This is a genomic window from Kosakonia sp. Marseille-Q7440, from assembly GCF_965119485.1.
Genome location: NZ_CBCPLT010000001.1, coordinates 982,554 through 1,002,670, shown reverse-complemented (window position 1 = coordinate 1,002,670; position 20,117 = coordinate 982,554). Strand labels below are relative to the sequence as shown.

The window sequence follows — 20,117 nt, the reverse complement described above, 5'->3', positions numbered from 1 at the left end:
TTACTGCCAGCTCACTTCGCCTTTCGGTTCGTAAGCATTCACATCCAGCGGTGAGTTGTTCTGGATGAACTCTTTCAGCACTTCAGCGTCGATAAAGCCGGTGTTCACATATCCGGCTTTATCATCCAGGCGCGGATAACCATCACCGCCGGTGGCGTTGAAGCTCAGCGTTGCCAGACGGTAGCTTTTCGCCTCATCCAGCGGTTCGCCTTTGATCTTCACATCGCTCAGCTGGCCGCCTTTCGCCACAAAACTGACGTTGGCAAACTGCGGGTAGGCGCCGGAATCGGGCTTCATCTGCGCCACCGCCGTCAGGTAAGCCAGCAGCTCTTTACCGCTGAGATTAACGTAAGCCACGGTGTTGCCGAACGGCTGCACTTTCAGCACATCTTTATAGGTGATATCGCCCGCTTCGATGCTGTCGCGAACACCACCGCCGCTCATCACTGCCAGATCCGCGCCGGTGCGCGCCATCTGCGCGGCGAGAAGAACCCGCGCCAGGTTGGTCTGCACAAAGCGCACTTTGCTGCGATCCCCTTCAAGACGGCCGGTGGTACTGCCAATCTTCACGCCCAATTGCGCTTTGCCTTTGTTCTGGAACGGCGTCAGCAGCGAGAGCATCTGCGCGTTTTCGGCAATTTCCGGCGTGTAGAGCACGCGTTCGCTCTTGCCGTTGTCGTAGGTCACTTTCTTCTTCAGGTTGACCGGAATGAGCTGGTAGCGCACCAGTTTCATCTCGCCGTTACGGAACTGGAAATCCGCACGACCGACGTATTTGCCCCACTCATGGGCCTGCACAATCCAGGTACCGTTTTGCTGATCCGGTGCGCACGGCGTGCCGGGCACATAATCGACCTGTTTTTTATTCTCGGAGGCCATGCAGACCGGATCCTGTGAGTGACCACCCACAATCAGCGCCAGCGCCCCTTTCGGCAGGCTGCGTGCCATTTCGACGTCGCCCGGCGCGTTGGAGCCATGCTCGCCGTTGTCGTAGTGGCCCATATGGGTGGTGGCGATAATCACATCCGGTTTTTCATTTTGATTCAGTTCATCGATCACCAGCTTCGCTTCGGCAGCCGGTTTGCGGAACTCGATATCGGTGAAGTACTCCGGGTTGCCGATTTTGGCCGTGTCGTCGGTGGTCAGGCCGATGACGGCAATTTTCAGCCCTTCACGGTTGAAGATCATCCACGGCTTAAAGAGGCGCTGATTGGTGCTCTTTTGGTAGATATTGGCCGATAGGAAGGGGAACTTCGCCCACTTCTCCTGCTGGCGCAGGACGCTCATCGGATTGTCGAACTCGTGGTTGCCGACCGCCATTGCGTCATAACCAATAAGGTTCATGCCGCGGAAATCGGGCTCGGCGTCCTGCAAATCGGACTCCGGGACGCCGGTATTGATGTCGCCACCTGACAGCAGCAGCACGCTGCCGCCCTGCGCCGCCACCTCTTTACGAATGCCGTCCACCAGCGTCTTCTGCGCCGAGAGGCCATATTCGCCATACTCGCTGCGCCAGAAGTGGCCGTGATGGTCGTTCGTGTGCAGGATGGTGATGTTATAGGTTTTATCCTGCTCGTAAGCCTGCGCCGGCAGGCTTAATGCGCCCATCGCCGCCAGCAGGCCCAGCGTAATGCTCTTTTTTAACACGCTCATGCTTCTCTTCCTGACCCCATTGGTGAAAGGAGAAAATACAGCGCTCGTCAATAATAGACAAATAAGTTCTGGTGACTTTGATAGGCAGCTTTTATTGCGCGTTATTTTCTATTTCCCGCCAGCTTCTTCACTCTTCGCAAAAACGGTGTAACCCGAATCTTGCAGGCGCGTGAGCGCAACAAGCGTAGCGATGCGCGGTTGCATTGCATGACCAGGCAGAAAGCGCATCTTCCCCTGTTTGCACAGGATGATCACCATATTCGCTCACCATCACGCTGACTTCCCTGCCTTTCTGCCCGGGGAAAGCCCTGTTTTCATGAACCGCTTATCCTTTAAATCTGCGTCAGCGCCCTTAATTATGTTATGGCAGAGCCGGTTGGACATTTTTTTCATCCAGATTGCTGTTTTCTTCATAATTCAACAATTATTAACAAACGCGACCGGCAAAATTGTCATAAACTGTAACTCAGCTATCGGTCGACGACCGTGGGATCCACGCATCAACGAAAGGAGACGGAATGCATCACGCCACACCGCTTATTACCACCATTGTCGGCGGGCTTGTGCTCGCTTTTATCCTCGGCATGATTGCCAACAAACTGCGCATTTCCCCTCTGGTGGGCTACTTATTAGCGGGCGTGTTATCGGGGCCGTTTACGCCAGGTTTTGTGGCGGACACCAAACTGGCACCTGAACTCGCAGAGCTGGGCGTGATCCTGCTGATGTTCGGCGTCGGCCTGCACTTCTCCCTGAAGGATTTGATGGCGGTAAAGGCCATCGCCATTCCCGGCGCGATCGCACAGATAGCCGTCGCGACGCTGCTGGGTATGGCGCTCTCCGCCGGGCTTGGCTGGTCGCTGATGACCGGCATTGTCTTTGGTCTCTGTCTCTCAACCGCCAGTACCGTGGTGCTGCTGCGCGCCCTTGAGGAGCGACAGTTAGTGGATAGCCAGCGCGGGCAGATTGCCATCGGCTGGCTGATCGTTGAAGACCTGGTGATGGTGTTAACGCTGGTGCTGCTGCCGGCGGTGGCGGGCATGATGGAAAAAGGCGATGTCGGCCTTGCTTCGCTGGCGGTGGATATGGGCATCACCATCGGTAAAGTGGTGGCCTTTATCGCCATTATGATGCTGGTTGGTCGCCGCCTGGTGCCGTGGATCATGGCGCGCAGCGCCGCAACCGGCTCCCGTGAACTCTTTACCCTTTCGGTGCTGGCGCTGGCGCTCGGTATCGCTTTCGGCGCGGTTGAGCTGTTTGATGTCTCCTTCGCCCTCGGTGCCTTCTTCGCCGGCATGGTGCTTAATGAGTCCGAGTTAAGCCACCGCGCGGCCCATGACACCCTGCCGCTGCGCGACGCTTTTGCCGTGCTCTTCTTCGTCTCCGTCGGCATGCTGTTCGATCCGCTGATTCTTATCGATCAGCCGCTGGCGGTGCTGGCAACACTGGCAATCATTGTCTTTGGTAAATCGGCGGCAGCTTTCCTGCTGGTGCGCATGTTTGGCCACTCGCCGCGTACCGCATTAACCATCGCCGCCAGCCTCGCGCAGATTGGTGAGTTCGCTTTTATTCTTGCAGGGCTGGGGATGGCGCTGGATTTGCTGCCGCAGGAGGGGCAAAACCTGGTGCTGGCAGGGGCGATCCTGTCGATTATGCTCAACCCAATCCTGTTTACCATTCTCGAGAAGTATCTCGATAAGACCGAGACGCTGGAAGAGCAGACGCTGGAAGAGGCGACGGAGGATGAGAAGCAGATCGCCGTTGATATCTGCAACCATGCGCTGCTGGTCGGCTTTGGCCGCGTCGGCAGCCTGCTCGGCGAGAAGCTGATTGCCCAGGGCATTCCGCTGGTGGTGATTGAAACCTCCCGCACGCGGGTGGATGAGCTGCGCGAGCGCGGTATCCGCGCGGTGCTGGGCAATGCGGCGAATGAAGAGATTATGAATCTGGCGCATCTGGATTGCGCCCGCTGGCTGCTGTTGACCATTCCGAACGGCTATGAAGCGGGTGAGATTGTCGCCACCGCGCGCGAGAAGTGCCCGAACATCGAGATTATCGCCCGCGCCCATTATGACGATGAGGTGGATTACATCAGCGAACGCGGTGCAAACCAGGTGGTGATGGGCGAGCGCGAGATTGCCAACACGATGTTGAATATTCTGGCGAATACGCCAGCGCAGGAAGTGGTCGCTCCGTAAGGGGGCGATGGCCCTTAAACGTAGGCCGGATAAGCGTGTAACGCGCCATCCGGCATTATCCCCGCGGCATCATTGCCGGATGGCGGCTGCGCCTTATCCGGCCTACCAAAACGCGCCTACCGCAACACCGATATTGCTTTTACCTCCGGTCTCACAGCGACGGTGTTGACCCCCGCTGAAATCGGCGAACCGAAGCGTGAATGACAAGGTCTGGACGCCATGGATGGCGGACAGAGGCGAACCGAGACAGGATGTCGAGTCGAGCCGGCCGCAGTCAGGCACGCGGGAGGTGAGCGCAGTGCGCAGCACCGATTTCCTCGCGGGGCCGCGGGGATTGACAAGGGGAGCGCGGCCGCTTCCCTTGTCCCGTTCACCGCATAAGAGGTCAATGAAACCCCACCACGTATGGTGAACGGAACCCTTCCACCGAGGCAACATGCCGCACCCATTGCCGGATGGCGCTGGCGCTTATCCGGCCTACGCCGTTTCAGCGGGCTCCGGTTTGGTAGGCCGGATAAGGCGAAGCCGCCATCCGGCAATCGGTACCGCGGTGAGAATGCCGGATGGCGCGTAACCGCTTATCCGGCCTACGCCGTTTCAGCAACATGGGTACAATTACGCGGCCTTTCCCTTAACGCTCCCAGTACGCCTCTTCGAGGCTATCTTCCCGCTCCGGCAGGCCGCGGGTTAAGCGCGGGGAGTGCTGGTTCAGCACCTGGTAACTGACGCGGTTCGCATATTTACACACCTGCGCCAGCGACGAGTAGGTCAGCCAGCTGAAGTTATGCTTACTGGAGTTTGGCACGTTGTTGCGGTGATAGTTGTTGGCGGTAATGTCATGCAGCAGCGCCGCCAGCGCGCCGTCGCCTGCGCCGTTGGTGTTCATGATCTTCTCCGGCCCGCCCATATAGGGGGCGATGTGGGAGTAGATGCGCAGCGGATGCTCGCAATCCTTATGGCGGATCGCACGGCTAAACTCATACTGGTTAAATTCGGCAATCGCGCCCGGCAGCAGCGGGTGCTGGGTTTTGCGCTTCGCCTCATCTTCGGTAAAGCCCGCCATATATAAGCCGACAGGCCCGGCGGTGCAGAGCACCAGATCGACCCAGTCCAGCGCTTTATCCGCCGCCATCAGCGGATCGCTCTCACCGGTCAGGGCGTGCCCCTCCTCTTCATTCATCGCCAGAATCGAGACGTTCTCTTTGAGGAAGTCGCGCCACCACGGCACGTTATCGGCGATAACGTATTTGGTACCCAGCGTCAGCACCACCGGCACATTGTGCTTTTTGGCATAGGCCACCGCCTGCATGGTCGCCTCCGGCATCGGCTCGCCGGGTTTACAGCGCACTAAATAGGAGGAGAGCACCAGCGCGGAGGCACCAGCAATCACCTCTTCGGGAATACTTTCCGGGCGCAGCTGGTTCATATGACCGGGGCTGATGGCGAAGGTGCGCTCACCGCTGTCGTTGACCAGCGTAAAGCAGCGGCCAATCGCCCCCTCAACGCCCTGCAGGTAGTTAAGATCGGTACGGCTGGAGGTGTTGCAGAGGTAACGGTAAGCGTAACCGCCGATTTGCACGTTATCGCACATCACGCCCAGCAAAACCGAGCGGTCATCGGCCAGCACCGAGTAGTTGTGCAGGGTGTTGCCAATGGTGCCACCCGCAAACTGGTGGGTAATCAGGTTATTGCTCACCAGCTCCTGATAGAGCGCTTCGGCGACATCATCGGCGATCACCAGCGAATGGCCAGCACTGAGGCCGAAACGTGCGATAAACGCATCATCCACTTTCGCTTCGATATCCACCAGCGTCTGGTCAATGCCGACCACCCAGCTGGTGCCGGTTTCGCTCTCAGGCTGGATTTGCTGCAATAAGGGGTCGCGGGCGTTGACGGGGAAATAGTGTTTGGACTTACGTTTACCGGGAAATTTCATCTTTGTGCTACGTGCAATACATTCGGGCCGTGCATGGTATCACACTCGGCCCGCGCAGCGATCAGCGATATTTGGCCGTTAAGTTGACCATCATCTCAATATGCTCCGGTGAATCATTCAGCGCAGGAATGTATTCATACTTTTCGCCCCCGGCTTCGAGGAAGAACTCGCGGTTCTGCACGGCGATCTCCTCCAGCGTCTCCAGGCAGTCGGCGGCAAAGCCCGGTGACATCACCTGAATATGCTTCACGCCCTTCTCACCGAGCATTTTCAGCGTCTCATCGGTGTAAGGCGTCAGCCACGGCTCGCGGCCAAAGCGCGACTGGAAGGTCATCATCACCTTCTCCGGCGGCAGGTCGAGAGCAGAAACCAGCTCACGGGTGGTATCGCGGCAGCGCTGCGGGTAGTCATCCCCCTGCGAAGCGTAACGCTGCGGAATGCCGTGATAGGAGAGCAGAAGCAGATCCGGTTCGCCATGCTGCGCAAACGAGGCGCGCACGCTGTTCGCTAACGCCGCGATGTAGTCTGCATTATCGGCATAGTCGCGAATAAAGGAGATACCGGGGATAAAGCGTTTTTTGCCGAGAATACGCGCCAGCTCATCCCAGACGGCGGCAACCGTCGAGCAGGAGTATTGCGGATAGAGCGTAAGCACAACGATATGTTCAACGCCCTGCGCCATCAGCGCCTCGACCGCGCTCTCCAGCGACGGTGAACCGTAGCTCATGCCGAGCGCAACGGGCACATCCGGCAAACGGGCGGCTAACGCCTTTTCCTGCCTGCGGCTGTAGACCATTAAGGGTGAGCCCTCTTCCATCCAGACGGATTTGTAGAGTTTCGCCACGCGGGGAGAACGAATAGGCAGGATCACGCCGCGTAACAGCGGCCACCACAGCAAGCGGGGCGCATCGACCACGCGTCTGTCGCTTAAGAACTGCCGCAGATACCGTTTAACGGCCTGGGGGGTGGGTGCATCGGGGGTGCCGAGATTGGCCAACAAAATGCCCGTTTTTGCCTGACTCATTCGCGCCTCTTAACCATTTAACTGGTTGATTATTGTAGCCGAAAAGCGGGTAAACGGAACCAATTGCTGTGATTGATAGTTTCCCCCGGCATATAGCCGGGGGAAATGGAAATTACCCGAGGATTTTTTCCAGTTCAGCGCGCACGTCGCTAACCGCTTTGGTGCCGTCAACTTTAACGTACTGGGTGTTACCCGCTTCCGCTTCTTTCTGATAGTAGCCGATCAGCGGGGCCGTCAGCTGATGGTATTCGACCAGGCGCTTACGCACGGTCTCTTCCTGATCGTCTTTACGGGTGGTCAGCTCGTCGCCGGTCACATCATCTTTCCCTTCCTCTTTCGGCGGGTTGTATTTGATGTGGTAAACGCGGCCAGAGGCGGCGTGAACGCGACGACCAACGATACGATCGACAATCAGCTCGTCCGGTACGGCGAATTCCAGCACGAAATCGACGTTAATGCCGGCTTCTTTCATCGCATCGGCCTGTGGAATGGTGCGTGGGAAACCGTCCAGCAGGAAGCCATTGCGGCAATCTTCCTGGGCGATACGCTCTTTCACCAGCGCAATAACCAGCTCGTCGGTGACCAGCTTGCCGGCGTCCATGATATCTTTCGCCTGTTTACCCAGCTCGCTGCCAGATTTCACTGCGGCACGCAGCATGTCACCCGTAGAGATTTGCGGAATACCGTATTTCTCCATGATGAACTGCGCCTGAGTTCCTTTACCTGCGCCCGGAGCGCCCAGCAGAATAATACGCATTGCGAAAATCCCCTCAAATGTTGGTTCAATTTTTCAAAAGCGCTAAAAGATACCATCAAGAGGAGGCAGGCTCAAGAAAGGCGCGGACGCTGAAACGGTAATGCTACCTTTTTCTTAACCGGCAAAAGCGGGAATAAAAAAGGGAGGCGCGGTGGCCTCCCTGGTGCAGCTTACGAAACCAGCAGCTGGTTCATGCGGCGAATAAACTGGTTTGGATCTTCCAGCGTACCGCGTTCGGCGAACAGCGCCTGGTCCAGCAGCAGCTCAACCCACTGGTTAAACTGCCCTTCGTCCTGGGTATCCGCCGCGCGTTTCACCAGCGCGTGATCCGGGTTCAGTTCGAAGATGTATTTCACTTCCGGCGCGCTCTGGCCGGCCGCGGCAAACAGCTTCGCCATCTGCGTGCTCATCTCATCGGCATCGGTGACCACAACTGCCGGAGTATCGGTCAGACGGTGAGTCAGACGCACCTCTTTCACGCGCTCGCCGAGCAGAGTTTTCACGCGCTCAACAAACGGCTCCAGCGCTTTTTCCGCCTCTTTGGTGGACTCATCCACTTCGTCAGCCAGCTTGTCCAGCGAAGCATCGGCTTTCGCCACAGACTGGAACGGCTTACCGTCGAACTCGGTCAGGTAGCTCATCATCCACTCATCAATGCGGTCGGAAAGCAGCAGTACTTCGATGCCTTTCTTACGCAGCAGCTCAAGGTGCGGGCTGCTCTTCGCCGCGGCGTAGCTGTCGGCGGTGATGAAGTAGATCTTCTCCTGGCCCTCTTTCATGCGTGAGACGTACTCTTCCAACGACACGGTCTGCGCGGAGGAGTCGTTGTGCGTGGAGGCGAAACGCAGCAGTTTGGCGATGGTTTCCAGGTTGCCGCTGTCTTCGCCGGTCCCCTCTTTCAGCACCAGGCCGAACTGCTGCCAGAAGGTCTGGTATTTTTCCGCGTCATCTTTCGCCAGTTTTTCCAGCATTTGCAGTACGCGTTTGGTCAGCGCAGTGCGCAGGCTGCGGGTGACGCTGCTGTCCTGCAGAATTTCACGAGAGACGTTGAGCGGCAGATCGTTGGAGTCGACCAGCCCGCGCACGAAACGCAGGTAGTTCGGCATAAACTGCTCGGCTTCGTCCATGATAAAGACGCGCTGCACGTAGAGTTTCAGACCATGCTTGTGATCGCGGTTCCACATATCCCACGGTGCCTGCGACGGGATATAGAGCAGGCTGGTGTACTCCTGCTTCCCTTCGACGCGGTTATGGCTCCAGATCAGCGGATCGCTGTAATCATGGGAGATATGTTTGTAGAACTCGTTGTACTCATCATCTTTGATTTCAGACTTATTACGCGTCCACAGCGCCTGTGCCTTGTTGATCTTCTCCCAGGTGACAACGGTTTCGCCGTCTTTCTCTTCCTGTTTTTCGATCTCAACCGGCAGCGCGATATGGTCGGAGTATTTGCTGATGATGGAGCGCACGCGCCAGTCGTTGAGGAAATCATCCTCCCCTTCGCGCAGATGCAGGGTGATCTCGGTACCGCGATCGGCTTTGGTGATATCAGCAACGGTGTATTCGCCCGCGCCTTCCGATTCCCAGAAGACGCCATTTTCGGCGCTTTCGCCCGCCGCGCGGGTGCGCACGGTCACTTTGTCGGCAACGATAAATGCCGAGTAGAAACCAACGCCGAACTGGCCAATCAGCTGACTATCTTTCGCCTGATCGGAGCCCATCGATTCGAGGAAGGCTTTGGTGCCGGATTTGGCAATCGTCCCCAGATGGTCAATCACTTCATCGCGGTTCATGCCGATACCGTTATCGGCGATGGTCAGGGTACGCTTCTCTTTGTCGAAGGAGACGCGCACGCGCAGGTCGCCGTCGCCTTCATAGAGATCGGGTTTGGAGAGCGCGCGGAAACGCAGTTTATCCGCCGCATCCGAGGCGTTGGAGATAAGCTCACGCAGGAAGATTTCTTTGTTGGAATAAAGAGAGTGGATCATCAAATGCAGAAGCTGTTTTACTTCTGACTGGAAGCCACGTGTTTCTTGTCCTTTCATTGGGAAAACCTCAACAATGCCATTTACAAGGTGGAAAAAGCGTTGAGGGAGAAGTGGGGATAACGGCGGGGAATTTCAAGCGGAGGCAAAAATTTCTGCCCCCGTCTGGTTAAAAACGAATCTTGTGACGCCCGGCGAGAGAGTGGGAAAGCGTGGTGCCATCCACCATCTCCAGCTCGCCGCCCACCGGCACGCCGTGGGCGATACGGCTGGCTTCCACGCCATATTGCCCGCACAGCTCGGCAATATAGTTGGCGGTCGCCTCCCCTTCCACCGTCGGGTTGGTGGCGAGGATCACCTCCTGAATCTTTTCGGATTCGAGGCGCTGCTCGAGCCGGTCAAGACCGATATCATCCGGCCCGATACCGTCCAGCGGCGACAGGTGGCCCATCAGCACAAAGTAGCGACCGGAAAACTGACCGGTTTGCTCAATGGCGTAAATGTCCGCCGGGCTTTCCACCACGCAGATTTGACCGTTTTCCTGACGTCGCGGGTTGGTGCAGATGTTACACACCTCCTGCTCGGTAAAGGTGCGGCAATCCGCGCAGTGACCAATCTCCGACATCGCCCGGGTAAGCGCCTGCGCGAGGCGCATGCCGCCGCTGCGATCCCGCTGCAGCAGCGTAAATGCCATGCGCTGCGCCGACTTCGGGCCAACGCCCGGCAGCGCGCGCAACGCTTCCATAAGCTGCGTTAACAGCGGACTGGTTTGCATCAGAACGGCATCTTAAAGCCTGGCGGCAGGGACATACCGGAAGAGACAGAGGCCATCTTCTCTTTCTGCGTCTCTTCAATGCGGCGTGCAGCATCGTTAAATGCAGCGGCGACCAGATCTTCCAGCATCTCTTTGTCGTCTTCGAGCAGGCTCGGATCGATCTCCACGCGACGGCAGTTATGCGCGCCGTTGATGGTCACTTTCACCAGACCCGCGCCTGATTCGCCGGTCACTTCCAGCTGCGCGATCTCTTCCTGCACTTTCTGCATCTTTTCTTGCATCTGCTGGGCCTGTTTCATCAGGTTACCCAGACCGCCTTTTCCAAACATAGGCTTCTCTCTTTAGCTGTGGTGACTGACCAGGTTGATAAGTCACATTCAGGGTTGAAAACGGGAAGTATCGCTCTTCCTGTCAAAGGGGGCGGATGCTCTCTTCATCCAGATCCGCATCGAAAAAGCGCTGCAGGGTCTGGATATTGCTATCCGCAATAATCGACTCGCGCGCCTGCGCGAGCTTCTCTTCATAGATTGCCTGACGCCACTCCAGCGGCGTACGCACCGCCGGATTATCATCTTCAATAATAGTCAGTTCAACCGTCGAACCGTGCAATTCGCTAAGCGCCTCGCCGAGCGTCTTCACCGCGCCGGGCGAGTGGAGATGGCGCTGGGCGCTGCGAAGATGCAGGCAGATGCGCGCGCCATCCTGCTCTTTCCAGGCATTTAGCGCCACCTGCTCGACCAGTTTAGGCAATTTCAGCAGACTCACCTCTTTTGCCCACGCGTCGCGCTCGATCGCCTCTTCCGCCAGCTTCTTCGCCAGTTCCGGCGTTTTCTCGTGCTCAAGCGCCTTTTTCAGCGCTTTTGGCGTGGCGATGACCTCTTTTACCGTCTCAACGACGGTGGTCGCTTTCCAGCGATAGGCCTCTTTTTTCGCCGGCTTGTTGTCGGCCGTTGCTACCGACGGGCGGGACTGTACGCGCTCGGTGACAGAGGCGAGCCTCTCCAGCGCGGCGTTACTCACCGGCCGCGCGCGGGTTGCGGCTGCCGGTTCACTCTTTTTTGCTTTGTCTGCTCCCTGCGCCTGCTGCAGCTGTCTGCGCGCCGCCAGCACCTGGCTGGTAGAAGGCGGCAGCGGAACATCCTGCTGGGGAGCGGGCTGCGCCTGCGGTGCAGGAGCCACCTGCTGCGGCGACATCACCGCCGTCGGTGCGACCGGCGCAAACGAGGCCTGCTGCACCTCTGGCGCAGGCAGCGGCGCGCGCGGGTGGAACGCCAGCGCGCGCAGTAGGGTCATCTCCACGCCCATCCGTCTGTCGGGGGCGAAGGGTAACTCTTTGCGGCCAATCAGCAGCGTCTGGTAGTAGAGCTGAATATCAGCCGGAGGCACGGTGCGCGCGAGTTCGCGCAGACGGTGCTCCACCGACGCCATATCGCTGCCGAGCGCCGCCGGGGTGAGCTGAACCATGGCGATGCGGTGCAGCAGGCTCTGCATCTCCAGCAGCAGCGCATCCCACTCGACGCCGCGCGAGGCGGCATCATGCACCAGCGCCATTGCCCGCTCGCCGTTGGCGGCAATCACCGCCTCGACCAGTGAGAGCGCCTGATCGTCATTCAGCGTGCCGAGCATGGCGCTGACTACCGCAGCGGAAAGCTGGCCGTTGCCGCTGGCGATCGCCTGATCGGTCAGGCTCAGGGCATCACGCAGGCTGCCGTCGGCGGCGCGCGCCAGCAGTTGCAGCGCGCGCGGCTCAGATTCGATCTTCTCGTCAGCGAGAATATGCTCAAGCTGGGTGCGGATCTGATCGACATCCAGCGCTTTAAGATGGAACTGCAGGCAGCGGGAAAGAATGGTGACCGGCAGTTTTTGCGGATCGGTGGTCGCCAGCAGGAATTTAACGTGCGCGGGCGGCTCTTCAAGGGTTTTCAACAATGCGTTGAAGCTGTGACGCGAGAGCATGTGCACTTCGTCAATCAGATAGACTTTGAAGCGGCCACGCGCCGGCGCGTACTGGACGTTGTCCAGCAGATCGCGGGTATCTTCCACTTTGGTACGCGAAGCGGCGTCGATCTCAATCAGATCGACAAAGCGGCCCTGCTCGATTTCGCGGCAGTTATCGCAGACACCGCACGGTGTCGCCGTAATACCGGTTTCGCAGTTAAGCCCCTTCGCCAGCAAACGGGCAATAGAGGTTTTTCCGACGCCGCGGGTGCCGGAGAACAGATACGCATGATGAATGCGTCCTGATGTTAAGCCGTTCGCCAGTGCGGTCAGCACATGCTCCTGGCCGACGACGTCAGCAAAAGTTTGCGGTCGCCATTTTCGGGCTAAGACCTGATAACTCATTGGCAGGCTCTGAAACGCTGGAAGGTGGATTCACGAGGGGTAATGCTAACACAGCATCGGCTGAGAATGCACTTCATCCCTCAGGCGTGAGGGATGAAGGTACGCGGGATCAATGCCCCGGGAACGAGACCAGGCTGTAGCTAGTAACACCCTGTTTTTTCAGGCGCTCTTCGCCGCCCAGGTCGAACAGATTGATAATGAACGCCGCGTCGGTGACTTCGCCACCCAGACGGCGGATCAGTTTCACTGTCGCTTCGATGGTACCGCCGGTTGCCAGCAGATCGTCGACCACCAGCACGGTGTCGCCAGCCTGGATCGCATCAACATGGATCTCTAACTGATCGGTGCCATACTCCAGCTCATAACTCTCGCTGATAGTTTCACGTGGCAATTTACGCGGCTTACGTACCGGCACAAAGCCAACGCCGAGGCCTAACGCCACCGGCGCGCCGAACAGGAAGCCACGCGCTTCGGTACCAACAACTTTAGTGATCCCGGCGTTTTTGTAACGCTCAACCAGCAGTTCAATGCTGAGGGCGTACGCCTTCGGGTCTTCCAGCAAACTGGTGACATCACGGAACAGGATGCCCGGCTTCGGGTAATCCTGAATGCTTTTGATGCTGTTTTTGAGAAATTCAAGCTGCTGCGCAGTCGCTGTCATGGATATTTGCCTGATAGAAACGGTATTACTCACGGGACGTATGATAACGGCTCAATTGGCCCCTGGTTAAGCTTTAACCAGTCGACCCCGTGCTCGAAAACGCTCGAATTTACTGGCAGTGAGCGAGAATTGCAACTGCCATCGCAGCGCATTAGGTTTTTTGTTGCTTTGCATCAACCACCGGTATCCGCCACAGGAAAATCAGCAGACACGCAAGGATGATCAGCAGCAAAACGCGCACCCACATCATCTTCACGAAATAGAGTGAGACCGCGAAGGTCAAAAGCGTAATAACAATCGCGCGCGGCTTTGCGCCGGGCGGCATGGCGCGATACTGCTGCCAGTGCCGCAGGTAGCTGCCAAACCAGGAGCGGTAGAGCAGCCAGTGATGAAAACGCGGCGACGATCGGGCAAAACACCAGGCGGCCAGCAGAATAAAAGGCGTGGTCGGTAAAACGGGCAGAACGACACCCAACGTGCCGAGCACTACCGCCAGCCAGCCAATGATGATTAAAATAGTGCGTTGCATAGTGCTAATCGTTGCCGGAATAAGCGGCTAATGTACCATAATCGCCGTGAAAAAGAGGGAATGAGAGATGAAAAGCGACGCGCTTTTAGAGAGACTGGCACAGCAACTTGCCCAGTTACGCCAGCAGGCCGCGCCGCTGGCGGATCACTTCACCGTCAGCGCCCGTTTTGACCGCCATCTTTTTCAGACAAAAGATACGCGCATGCGTGCTTATCTTAATGAGACCGATAAAAACCTGGCGGCGCTGCGCGAGACCGTGGCGCGCAACCATTTGCCGCAGGCGCTCTGGCTGGCGGAGCATTTAACCGCACAAATCGCCGCGCTGACGCGGGAGAGCGCCGTCTGGCCGCTGCGCCAGTGGGATCACGCCTCGCCCGGCATTACGCGCTGGCAGCGGCGGCGCTTGCAGCATCAGGAGTATGAGCGCCGCCTGCAGGCGATGAAAAACGAGCGTAACGTACGTTTAGCGTCGGTTACCACTCTCGCCGAACAGCAGAAGCTGCATAAAGAGGTGGAGGCATTAGATGTCCGGCTCGGCCGCTGTCGCAAAGCGCTGGAGAATATTGAGCGCGTGCTGGCGCGTTTAACCCGTTAACGAAGGAGAGAAGATGTCGCTGGAAAATGCCCCGGATGAGGTCAAGCTGGCGGTCGATCTGATTATGCTGCTTGAACAGCATGAGATCGCCCCCGATCTGGTGTTAAAAGCGCTGGAGATCGTCAAACGGGATTTTGAACAGAAGCAGTTACAGCCGGCAGCCCCCCTTCCCTAAGGAAGAGGGGCTAACTATCAAGGAGCTTCAGGGGTTGGATCGTCGCCCTTTATCTCGCGCTTCACTTCCGTTAACTCATCACCCTTCTCATTGCGCAGGTGCACTTCGAGCTGGTTAAAGGCGATATTGATGTCGTTTTCCCGGCACATGCGATCGATGGTGCGGTTAAGCTCATCCACCGTATAGCTGCGATCGCGCAGTTCACGCACATAGAGACGCAGCTCGTGATCCAGCGTGCTCGGCCCGAAGGTGGTAAAGAAGACCGACGGTTCCGGATCGTGCATCACTTTCGGGTGATCCATCGCCGCTTTCAGCAGCACCTTCTTCACTTTCTCCAGATCGGAGCCGTAGGCCACGCCGATACGGATCACCACGCGGGTGATGGTATCGGAGAGCGACCAGTTGATCAGCCGCTCGGTCACGAAGGCCTTGTTCGGGATAATCACCTCTTTGCGATCGAAGTCGGTGATGGTTGTCGCACGAATACGGATCTTGCTTACCGTGCCGGAGAAGGTACCGATGGTGACGGTATCGCCGATACGCACCGGGCGCTCAAAGAGGATAATCAGGCCGGAGACAAAGTTACCGAAGATCTCCTGCAAACCGAAGCCGAGACCGACCGACAACGCCGCCGCCAGCCACTGCAACTTATCCCACGAGACGCCCAGCGAGCCGAAGACCGTTAACGCTCCGACCGCGATAATGACGTAGTTCAGAATGGTGGTGACGGCATAGGAGGAGCCCTGGCGCATATTGAGCCGCGACAGGACTAACACTTCCAGCAGACCCGGCAAGTTGCGGATCAGAGCCCAGGCCACCACAAAGGCGATAATCGCAAACAGCAGGCTGCCGAGGGTGACGCTTTTGGTCACCGCCGCCCCCGCTTCGGTGCCGTTGTAGTGCCACAGCGTAATGCTGTCGAGGTAGGCAAACACGGTGATCAAGTCTGACCAAATCGCCCAGAAGACCACGCCAAACAGCGCCACCATCACCAGCATGGTGATGCGCAGTGTCTGCTGGTTAACCTGCTCAAGCGCAATGGTCGGCTCTTCCGGCGGCTCGGCGCCTTCCGCGCCCTCTTTCACCATATTCTGGCGACGTGCCAGCGCACGGCGATAGGCAATACGCCGCGCCGCCACGCTCAGACCGCGCAGCACCGTCTGGTAGAGCAGGTTCCAGATAATCACCAGATAGACGGTTTCAATCCAGCGCCCGGCAAGGCGCAGCGTGGTGTAGAAGTAGCCGGTAGCGGTCAGCACCATTAAGGCAATCGGCACAATCGCCAGCACCGTGACGGTGACCAGGCGCAGCGCGTGGGACTCTTTATCGTGCCAGCTTTCGCGGAACATCGGCCACACCAGCGCGGTGATCACCAGCAGGTTCAGCAGAATGACAAACTGCCCGAGCACGTCATCCATCAGATGCAGTGGCGACAGCTCCGCGACCACTGACCAGAAATGGAGCGGCAGCAGCGCGAGGCTGATGCGCACAATCTGCCGCCGCCAGTGGCTGGTCAGCTGCGCTGGCATGCCGAAGTGGTTAACGGCAACGCCCTCTTTTTCCAGCACTTTCCAGCACAGGCCAAAGACCAGCCAGAAGAGCGCCAGCTTTTTACTGAATGCCCACAGCAGTTCGCTAATATTGAGCTGCATGGTCAGCAGAATCAGCCCCACCGCCAGAATCAGCAGGCAGATCGGCAAGGCGCGGATCAGATCGATGAGGATCGCTTTTGGCGTATGTAACTGGCTGTCGCTGCGTAGCTGCCCGACCTGCTCCGCCAGCTTCGCCTGGTAGTTTTTCAGCCAGCGCAGACGCCAGCGGATCAGCCCGGCAATCAGCAACAGCGGCAGCCCGGCGAGAAACGCGATCGCCACCGCCGGCAATGCTTTTTCCCAGTTGACGGTTATGTGGGTGCCTTTGACCTCATCGCGCAGCGTTTGCGGGAAGGCTTTGAACCACTCCCAGTCCATCGGCTTGTTGCTGTTCACCCAGAAGATTTGCTGAGTCAGGATCTCTTGCAGGCTTTTCGACACGCTCATCAACTGCTGCTGATTGACCTGCAGGTTAATGGCCATCATCAACTGATTGCCAAGTTGCTTGTTCAGTTGATCGAGCAGTTCGCGGCGCATATCGACCACCTGCAACAGCGCGTCGTGTACTTCGTCGTTGACTTCGTTCTGGTGGCCCTCTTCCAGTTTGGCGACGAAATTCTCGTTCTGGAACAGCGCGTCACGCTTCTGGTTGATGTCGAACTGCTCCAGACGCAGATCCGCAATGCGGTTGGTCATATCCTCAAGCTCATCGGCTGAGGGCAGCGTTTGCTGTTGCTGATAGAGGATGCGCGACAGCAGCAGGCTCCCCTTCAGCACCGAAATTTGTTCTTTAATATTGCGCTCGGATTGCAGCGCGCGGTCGAGCCAGTTCTTCACTTTGATGTTCTGCTGCACCAGCGCGTTGCCGCTTTCGGTGGCTTCAATCAGCTTCTGGCTCAGCTGGTGGTTAATCTCCAGCTCCTGGCTTACCAGCGGGTTCGCCTGAATGCGCGCAGTATCATCCGGCGTCACCGCTTCCTGCGCCGTCTTCTCGGTCAGCGTCAGACGTTTGCTGTTGACCGCTTCCTGCAATAACTGAAGCTGGTGTTCGAGGCGGTTACTGTTTGCGGTGACGTAATCCCGCTGCTTCTGCAGCGTATCCTGCAAGGTGGTATTGCCTTCCAGGCTTTTGCGCAGCTGTTCAATCTGCGCATTGAGCAGGGTTTGTTGAGCCTGTAACAGCGTTTGCTGCGTCGGGCGCAACGCCCCTTCGCCGGCGAGCGTGCCGTTCAGACGGTTGCGGATCTGCTGCAACTGCTGCGAGGCGCTATACATGGCGTTCTGCACGCGCTCCGGTTGTGTCTGCAATGACACCAGTTGGCTGTTGTAGTTGGAGAGATCGTTCTGCGCGGTTTGCAGATCTTCAAGCAGTTGCGAAACGCGCGACTCCAGCTGGCGCAGCGAGAGCGTGGCAAGGGTTTTGCGCGTCTCCTCATCGCTGTCTTTATCATTAAGCGCGTTGAGAGCATCGGTAGCCTGACGCAGCTGTTCCGGTGCCTGCGCGACTTTCTGCTTCAGCAGCGCGGTCTCCTGCTTGACGCGGTCGATTTTATCCAGCGTATCAAGAGTCTCATTGAGATCCTGAATAACCAGCTTCTCCTGCGCGGAGTGATCTTTTTGTTTATTGAGTGCGTCGAGCTGATTCTGCACTTCGCTGCGCGAAGGCAGATCGCTGCCGCTCTGCGCGGGCGCCGCCAGGCTTGAGAAGCTGATAAAAATAAGAAGCAGTGCGGCGGCAAATGCTGCGAACGGGTTAGGTGTGCGATTGGTGTGCAACATAATTTGAGCGATCGTTGTCTGTTCGGGAAAGCGGCCGGAGTGGCCACGCGCGAAGAATATCACGCGTGCAGACAACTACCTAGAAGAGTGAGCGGCCTCCAGGAGAAATCCTGGCGGACTGCTTATGCCTTGAGAGTGTGCGTTTCGTCGCGCAGAGTCGGGCAGAACTGGCACATCTCCAGCAGGATGGCGACGTAGGCGCGCGCCTCTTTTTTCAGATCGAAAGATTGTGGCGCAAAGAGCCAGTTTTCCATAATTCCGGAGACATAGGCGCGCATCAGCACCGCGACACGGCGGGTTAAAAGATTGGCGGGTAATAATTTCGCCTGAATACATTCAGTGAGTGTGTTTTCAATGCGATCGTAACTCTCCAGGCATAAATCGCGCTGCGCCTCCTGCACCACCGCCATTTCGCCAACAAACTCGCATTTATGGAAGATGATCTCCATCATCAGGCGCCGCCGCTCTTCGACAACGGTGGCTTCAAGGATATAAACCAAAATTTCTCTTAATACTGAGAGTGGATCGCCAGGGAATTTTGCCCGATACTCAGTTTCAAGATCTCCAATACTGGACTCCGACAGTTCCCAAATTTCACTAAACAAATCTGACTTGTTTTTGAAATGCCAGTAAATAGCGCCGCGAGTTACTCCTGCCGCCTGCGCAATTTCAGCCAGCGAAGTTGATGAAACGCCCTGCCGGGAAAACAGCCGCATGGCGACATCAAGGATGTGTTGTCGCGTCTCAAGCGCCTGTTGTTTGGTTTTTCGTGCCATATGTCGGTGAATTTACAGGAGTCAGATTTACATACATTTGTGAATGTTTGTACCATAGCACGACCATAATATAAACGCAGCAATGGGTTTTTGGGCCTTTGATCCATTGATCAATTTGAAATCGGACACTCGAGGTTTACTTATGAACATAAACAGAGGGCTAACGCCTCTGGCGGTCGTTCTGATGCTTTCGGGCAGCTTAGCGCTTACAGGATGTGACGATAAACCTGCGCAGCAGCAGCAGGGAGCCGGCCAGGCGCCGGAAGTCGGCGTGGTAACGGTCAAAGCAGAACCTCTGCAGATCACCACCGAGCTGCCGGGTCGCACCACTGCTTATCGCATTGCTGAAGTCCGTCCGCAGGTTAGCGGCATTATTTTGAAGCGCAACTTTACCGAAGGCAGTGACGTCGAAGCGGGTGTCTCGCTCTATCAAATTGATCCAGCAACCTATCAGGCTGCCTACGACAGCGCGAAAGGCGATTTAGCCAAAGCGCAGGCGGCGGCGAATATCGCGCAGATGACCCTGAACCGTTATAAGAAACTGTTGGGCACCAAGTACATCAGCCAACAGGATTACGATACGGCGCAGGCGGACGCGCAGCAGGCAAATGCCTCGGTTATCGCCGCGAAAGCTGCGGTCGAGAACGCGCGCATCAACCTGGCTTACACCAAAGTCACCTCCCCAATTAGCGGCCGCACAGGTACCTCTACCGTTACCGAAGGTGCGCTGGTGCAGAGCGGGCAAACCACTGCGCTGACCACCGTGCAGCAGCTTGACCCGATCTATGTCGATGTCACCCAGTCCAGCAACGATTTCCTGCGCCTCAAACAGGAGATGGCTAACGGTTCGCTGAAGCAGGACAACGGTAAAGCGAAAGTGGAACTGGTGACCAACGACGGCATGAAGTATGACCAGTCCGGTACCCTTGAGTTCTCGGGCGTAACCGTCGATCAGACCACCGGTTCAATCACCCTGCGCGCCGTGTTCCCGAACCCGGACCACACGCTGCTGCCGGGAATGTTCGTGCGCGCCAAGCTGGAAGAAGGGGTTAACCCGAACGCCCTGCTGGTTCCGCAACAGGGTGTGACCCGTACGCCGCGCGGTGACGCAACGGCGATGGTGGTGGGTGAAGGCGACAAAGTTGAAATCCGCAATATCACCGCGACCCAGGCCATTGGCGACAAGTGGCTGGTTACCGATGGCCTGAAAAGCGGCGATCGCGTGATCATCGAAGGGTTACAAAAAGTCAAACCTGGCGTGCAGGTCAAGGCCCAGGAAGTGACATCTGACAAGAAAGAGCAAGCCCAGGCCAACGGCCAGTCAGAGCAACCGAAGTCTTAA

General features: G+C 57.4%; 16 protein-coding genes and 1 other annotated feature. Of the genes, 4 read left to right on the top strand and 12 right to left on the bottom strand.

Annotation, left to right across the window (positions count from 1 at the left end; genetic code table 11):
• Nucleotides 1–1,653 carry a bifunctional UDP-sugar hydrolase/5'-nucleotidase UshA gene (gene ushA, locus ACWPW2_RS04470; RefSeq protein ID WP_023479061.1) on the bottom strand — a complete coding sequence of 551 codons (1,653 nt, stop codon included), beginning with the start codon at nucleotides 1,651–1,653 and terminating at the stop codon, nucleotides 1–3.
• Between the two features lie 518 nt (nucleotides 1,654–2,171).
• Between ushA and ybaL the strand changes: the two genes are divergently transcribed.
• Complete coding sequence (gene ybaL, locus ACWPW2_RS04465) at nucleotides 2,172–3,848, top strand: YbaL family putative K(+) efflux transporter (RefSeq protein WP_454121747.1); 1,677 nt, start codon at nucleotides 2,172–2,174, stop codon at nucleotides 3,846–3,848.
• Between the two features lie 631 nt (nucleotides 3,849–4,479).
• Here ybaL and ACWPW2_RS04460 read toward each other — a convergent pair.
• From ACWPW2_RS04460 to ACWPW2_RS04420, 9 genes are all read right to left on the bottom strand, one after another.
• On the bottom strand, nucleotides 4,480–5,784 hold the full coding sequence (locus ACWPW2_RS04460) for an inosine/guanosine kinase (protein WP_263753078.1): 1,305 nt from the start codon (nucleotides 5,782–5,784) through the stop codon (nucleotides 4,480–4,482).
• A gap of 61 nt (nucleotides 5,785–5,845) precedes the next feature.
• The gene (gene hemH, locus ACWPW2_RS04455; protein ID WP_319551571.1) at nucleotides 5,846–6,808 is read right to left on the bottom strand and encodes a ferrochelatase; all 963 of its coding nucleotides are present in this window, start codon (nucleotides 6,806–6,808) and stop codon (nucleotides 5,846–5,848) included.
• Nucleotides 6,809–6,920: 112 nt separating this feature from the next.
• Entirely contained in the window at nucleotides 6,921–7,565 is a 645-nt protein-coding gene (adk, locus tag ACWPW2_RS04450) for an adenylate kinase (protein WP_023478294.1), read from the bottom strand.
• 170 nt (nucleotides 7,566–7,735) lie between these two features.
• The gene (htpG, locus tag ACWPW2_RS04445) at nucleotides 7,736–9,610 is read right to left on the bottom strand and encodes a molecular chaperone HtpG (protein ID WP_094419554.1); all 1,875 of its coding nucleotides are present in this window, start codon (nucleotides 9,608–9,610) and stop codon (nucleotides 7,736–7,738) included.
• 109 nt (nucleotides 9,611–9,719) lie between these two features.
• On the bottom strand, nucleotides 9,720–10,325 hold the full coding sequence (gene recR, locus ACWPW2_RS04440; protein ID WP_277170237.1) for a recombination mediator RecR: 606 nt from the start codon (nucleotides 10,323–10,325) through the stop codon (nucleotides 9,720–9,722).
• Nucleotides 10,325–10,654 (bottom strand): YbaB/EbfC family nucleoid-associated protein, encoded by a 330-nt coding sequence (locus ACWPW2_RS04435; RefSeq protein ID WP_023478246.1) that lies wholly within the window; start codon nucleotides 10,652–10,654, stop codon nucleotides 10,325–10,327. Before ACWPW2_RS04435 ends, recR begins: the two co-directional genes overlap by 1 nt.
• Nucleotides 10,655–10,736: 82 nt before the next feature.
• Nucleotides 10,737–12,668: a DNA polymerase III subunit gamma/tau gene (gene dnaX, locus ACWPW2_RS04430; protein ID WP_454121746.1), complete on the bottom strand. Its 1,932-nt coding sequence runs from the start codon at nucleotides 12,666–12,668 to the stop codon at nucleotides 10,737–10,739.
• Nucleotides 11,340–11,404: a sequence feature (DnaX frameshifting element), on the bottom strand. It overlaps the preceding gene by 65 nt.
• A gap of 109 nt (nucleotides 12,669–12,777) precedes the next feature.
• A complete protein-coding gene (apt, locus tag ACWPW2_RS04425; protein ID WP_023478292.1) occupies nucleotides 12,778–13,329 on the bottom strand; it encodes an adenine phosphoribosyltransferase in 552 nt (183 codons plus the stop codon).
• 151 nt (nucleotides 13,330–13,480) lie between these two features.
• The gene (locus tag ACWPW2_RS04420) at nucleotides 13,481–13,858 is read right to left on the bottom strand and encodes a DUF454 family protein (RefSeq protein ID WP_124969345.1); all 378 of its coding nucleotides are present in this window, start codon (nucleotides 13,856–13,858) and stop codon (nucleotides 13,481–13,483) included.
• A gap of 67 nt (nucleotides 13,859–13,925) precedes the next feature.
• On the opposite strand from ACWPW2_RS04420, the gene priC reads away from it, so the two are divergent.
• On the top strand, nucleotides 13,926–14,453 hold the full coding sequence (gene priC / locus ACWPW2_RS04415; protein WP_454121745.1) for a primosomal replication protein N'': 528 nt from the start codon (nucleotides 13,926–13,928) through the stop codon (nucleotides 14,451–14,453).
• Nucleotides 14,454–14,466: 13 nt separating this feature from the next.
• Entirely contained in the window at nucleotides 14,467–14,628 is a 162-nt protein-coding gene (gene rsmS / locus ACWPW2_RS04410) for a pleiotropic regulatory protein RsmS (RefSeq protein WP_023478300.1), read from the top strand.
• A gap of 17 nt (nucleotides 14,629–14,645) precedes the next feature.
• On the opposite strand, the gene mscK is transcribed toward rsmS, so the two are convergent.
• Entirely contained in the window at nucleotides 14,646–17,999 is a 3,354-nt protein-coding gene (gene mscK / locus ACWPW2_RS04405; protein ID WP_454121744.1) for a mechanosensitive channel MscK, read from the bottom strand.
• Between the two features lie 122 nt (nucleotides 18,000–18,121).
• Nucleotides 18,122–18,775, bottom strand: a complete 654-nt coding sequence (gene acrR / locus ACWPW2_RS04400; RefSeq protein ID WP_454121743.1) for a multidrug efflux transporter transcriptional repressor AcrR — start codon at nucleotides 18,773–18,775, stop codon at nucleotides 18,122–18,124.
• A gap of 142 nt (nucleotides 18,776–18,917) precedes the next feature.
• Here acrR and acrA point away from each other — a divergent pair, with 142 nt between their 5' ends.
• Entirely contained in the window at nucleotides 18,918–20,117 is a 1,200-nt protein-coding gene (gene acrA / locus ACWPW2_RS04395) for a multidrug efflux RND transporter periplasmic adaptor subunit AcrA (RefSeq protein ID WP_454121742.1), read from the top strand.

Bases quoted from the DNA above. Each gene is read 5' to 3' on its own strand.
- recR (WP_277170237.1), bottom strand. From the start codon at position 10,325: ATGCAAACCAGTCCGCTGTTAACGCAGCTTATGGAAGCGTTGCGCGCG.
- hemH (WP_319551571.1), bottom strand. From the start codon at position 6,808: ATGAGTCAGGCAAAAACGGGCATTTTGTTGGCCAATCTCGGCACCCCC.
- ybaL (WP_454121747.1), top strand. From the start codon at position 2,172: ATGCATCACGCCACACCGCTTATTACCACCATTGTCGGCGGGCTTGTG.
- ACWPW2_RS04435 (WP_023478246.1), bottom strand. From the start codon at position 10,654: ATGTTTGGAAAAGGCGGTCTGGGTAACCTGATGAAACAGGCCCAGCAG.
- acrR (WP_454121743.1), bottom strand. From the start codon at position 18,775: ATGGCACGAAAAACCAAACAACAGGCGCTTGAGACGCGACAACACATC.
- dnaX (WP_454121746.1), bottom strand. From the start codon at position 12,668: ATGAGTTATCAGGTCTTAGCCCGAAAATGGCGACCGCAAACTTTTGCT.
- apt (WP_023478292.1), bottom strand. From the start codon at position 13,329: ATGACAGCGACTGCGCAGCAGCTTGAATTTCTCAAAAACAGCATCAAA.
- htpG (WP_094419554.1), bottom strand. From the start codon at position 9,610: ATGAAAGGACAAGAAACACGTGGCTTCCAGTCAGAAGTAAAACAGCTT.
- rsmS (WP_023478300.1), top strand. From the start codon at position 14,467: ATGTCGCTGGAAAATGCCCCGGATGAGGTCAAGCTGGCGGTCGATCTG.
- acrA (WP_454121742.1), top strand. From the start codon at position 18,918: ATGAACATAAACAGAGGGCTAACGCCTCTGGCGGTCGTTCTGATGCTT.
- adk (WP_023478294.1), bottom strand. From the start codon at position 7,565: ATGCGTATTATTCTGCTGGGCGCTCCGGGCGCAGGTAAAGGAACTCAG.
- ACWPW2_RS04460 (WP_263753078.1), bottom strand. From the start codon at position 5,784: ATGAAATTTCCCGGTAAACGTAAGTCCAAACACTATTTCCCCGTCAAC.
- mscK (WP_454121744.1), bottom strand. From the start codon at position 17,999: ATGTTGCACACCAATCGCACACCTAACCCGTTCGCAGCATTTGCCGCC.
- priC (WP_454121745.1), top strand. From the start codon at position 13,926: ATGAAAAGCGACGCGCTTTTAGAGAGACTGGCACAGCAACTTGCCCAG.
- ushA (WP_023479061.1), bottom strand. From the start codon at position 1,653: ATGAGCGTGTTAAAAAAGAGCATTACGCTGGGCCTGCTGGCGGCGATG.
- ACWPW2_RS04420 (WP_124969345.1), bottom strand. From the start codon at position 13,858: ATGCAACGCACTATTTTAATCATCATTGGCTGGCTGGCGGTAGTGCTC.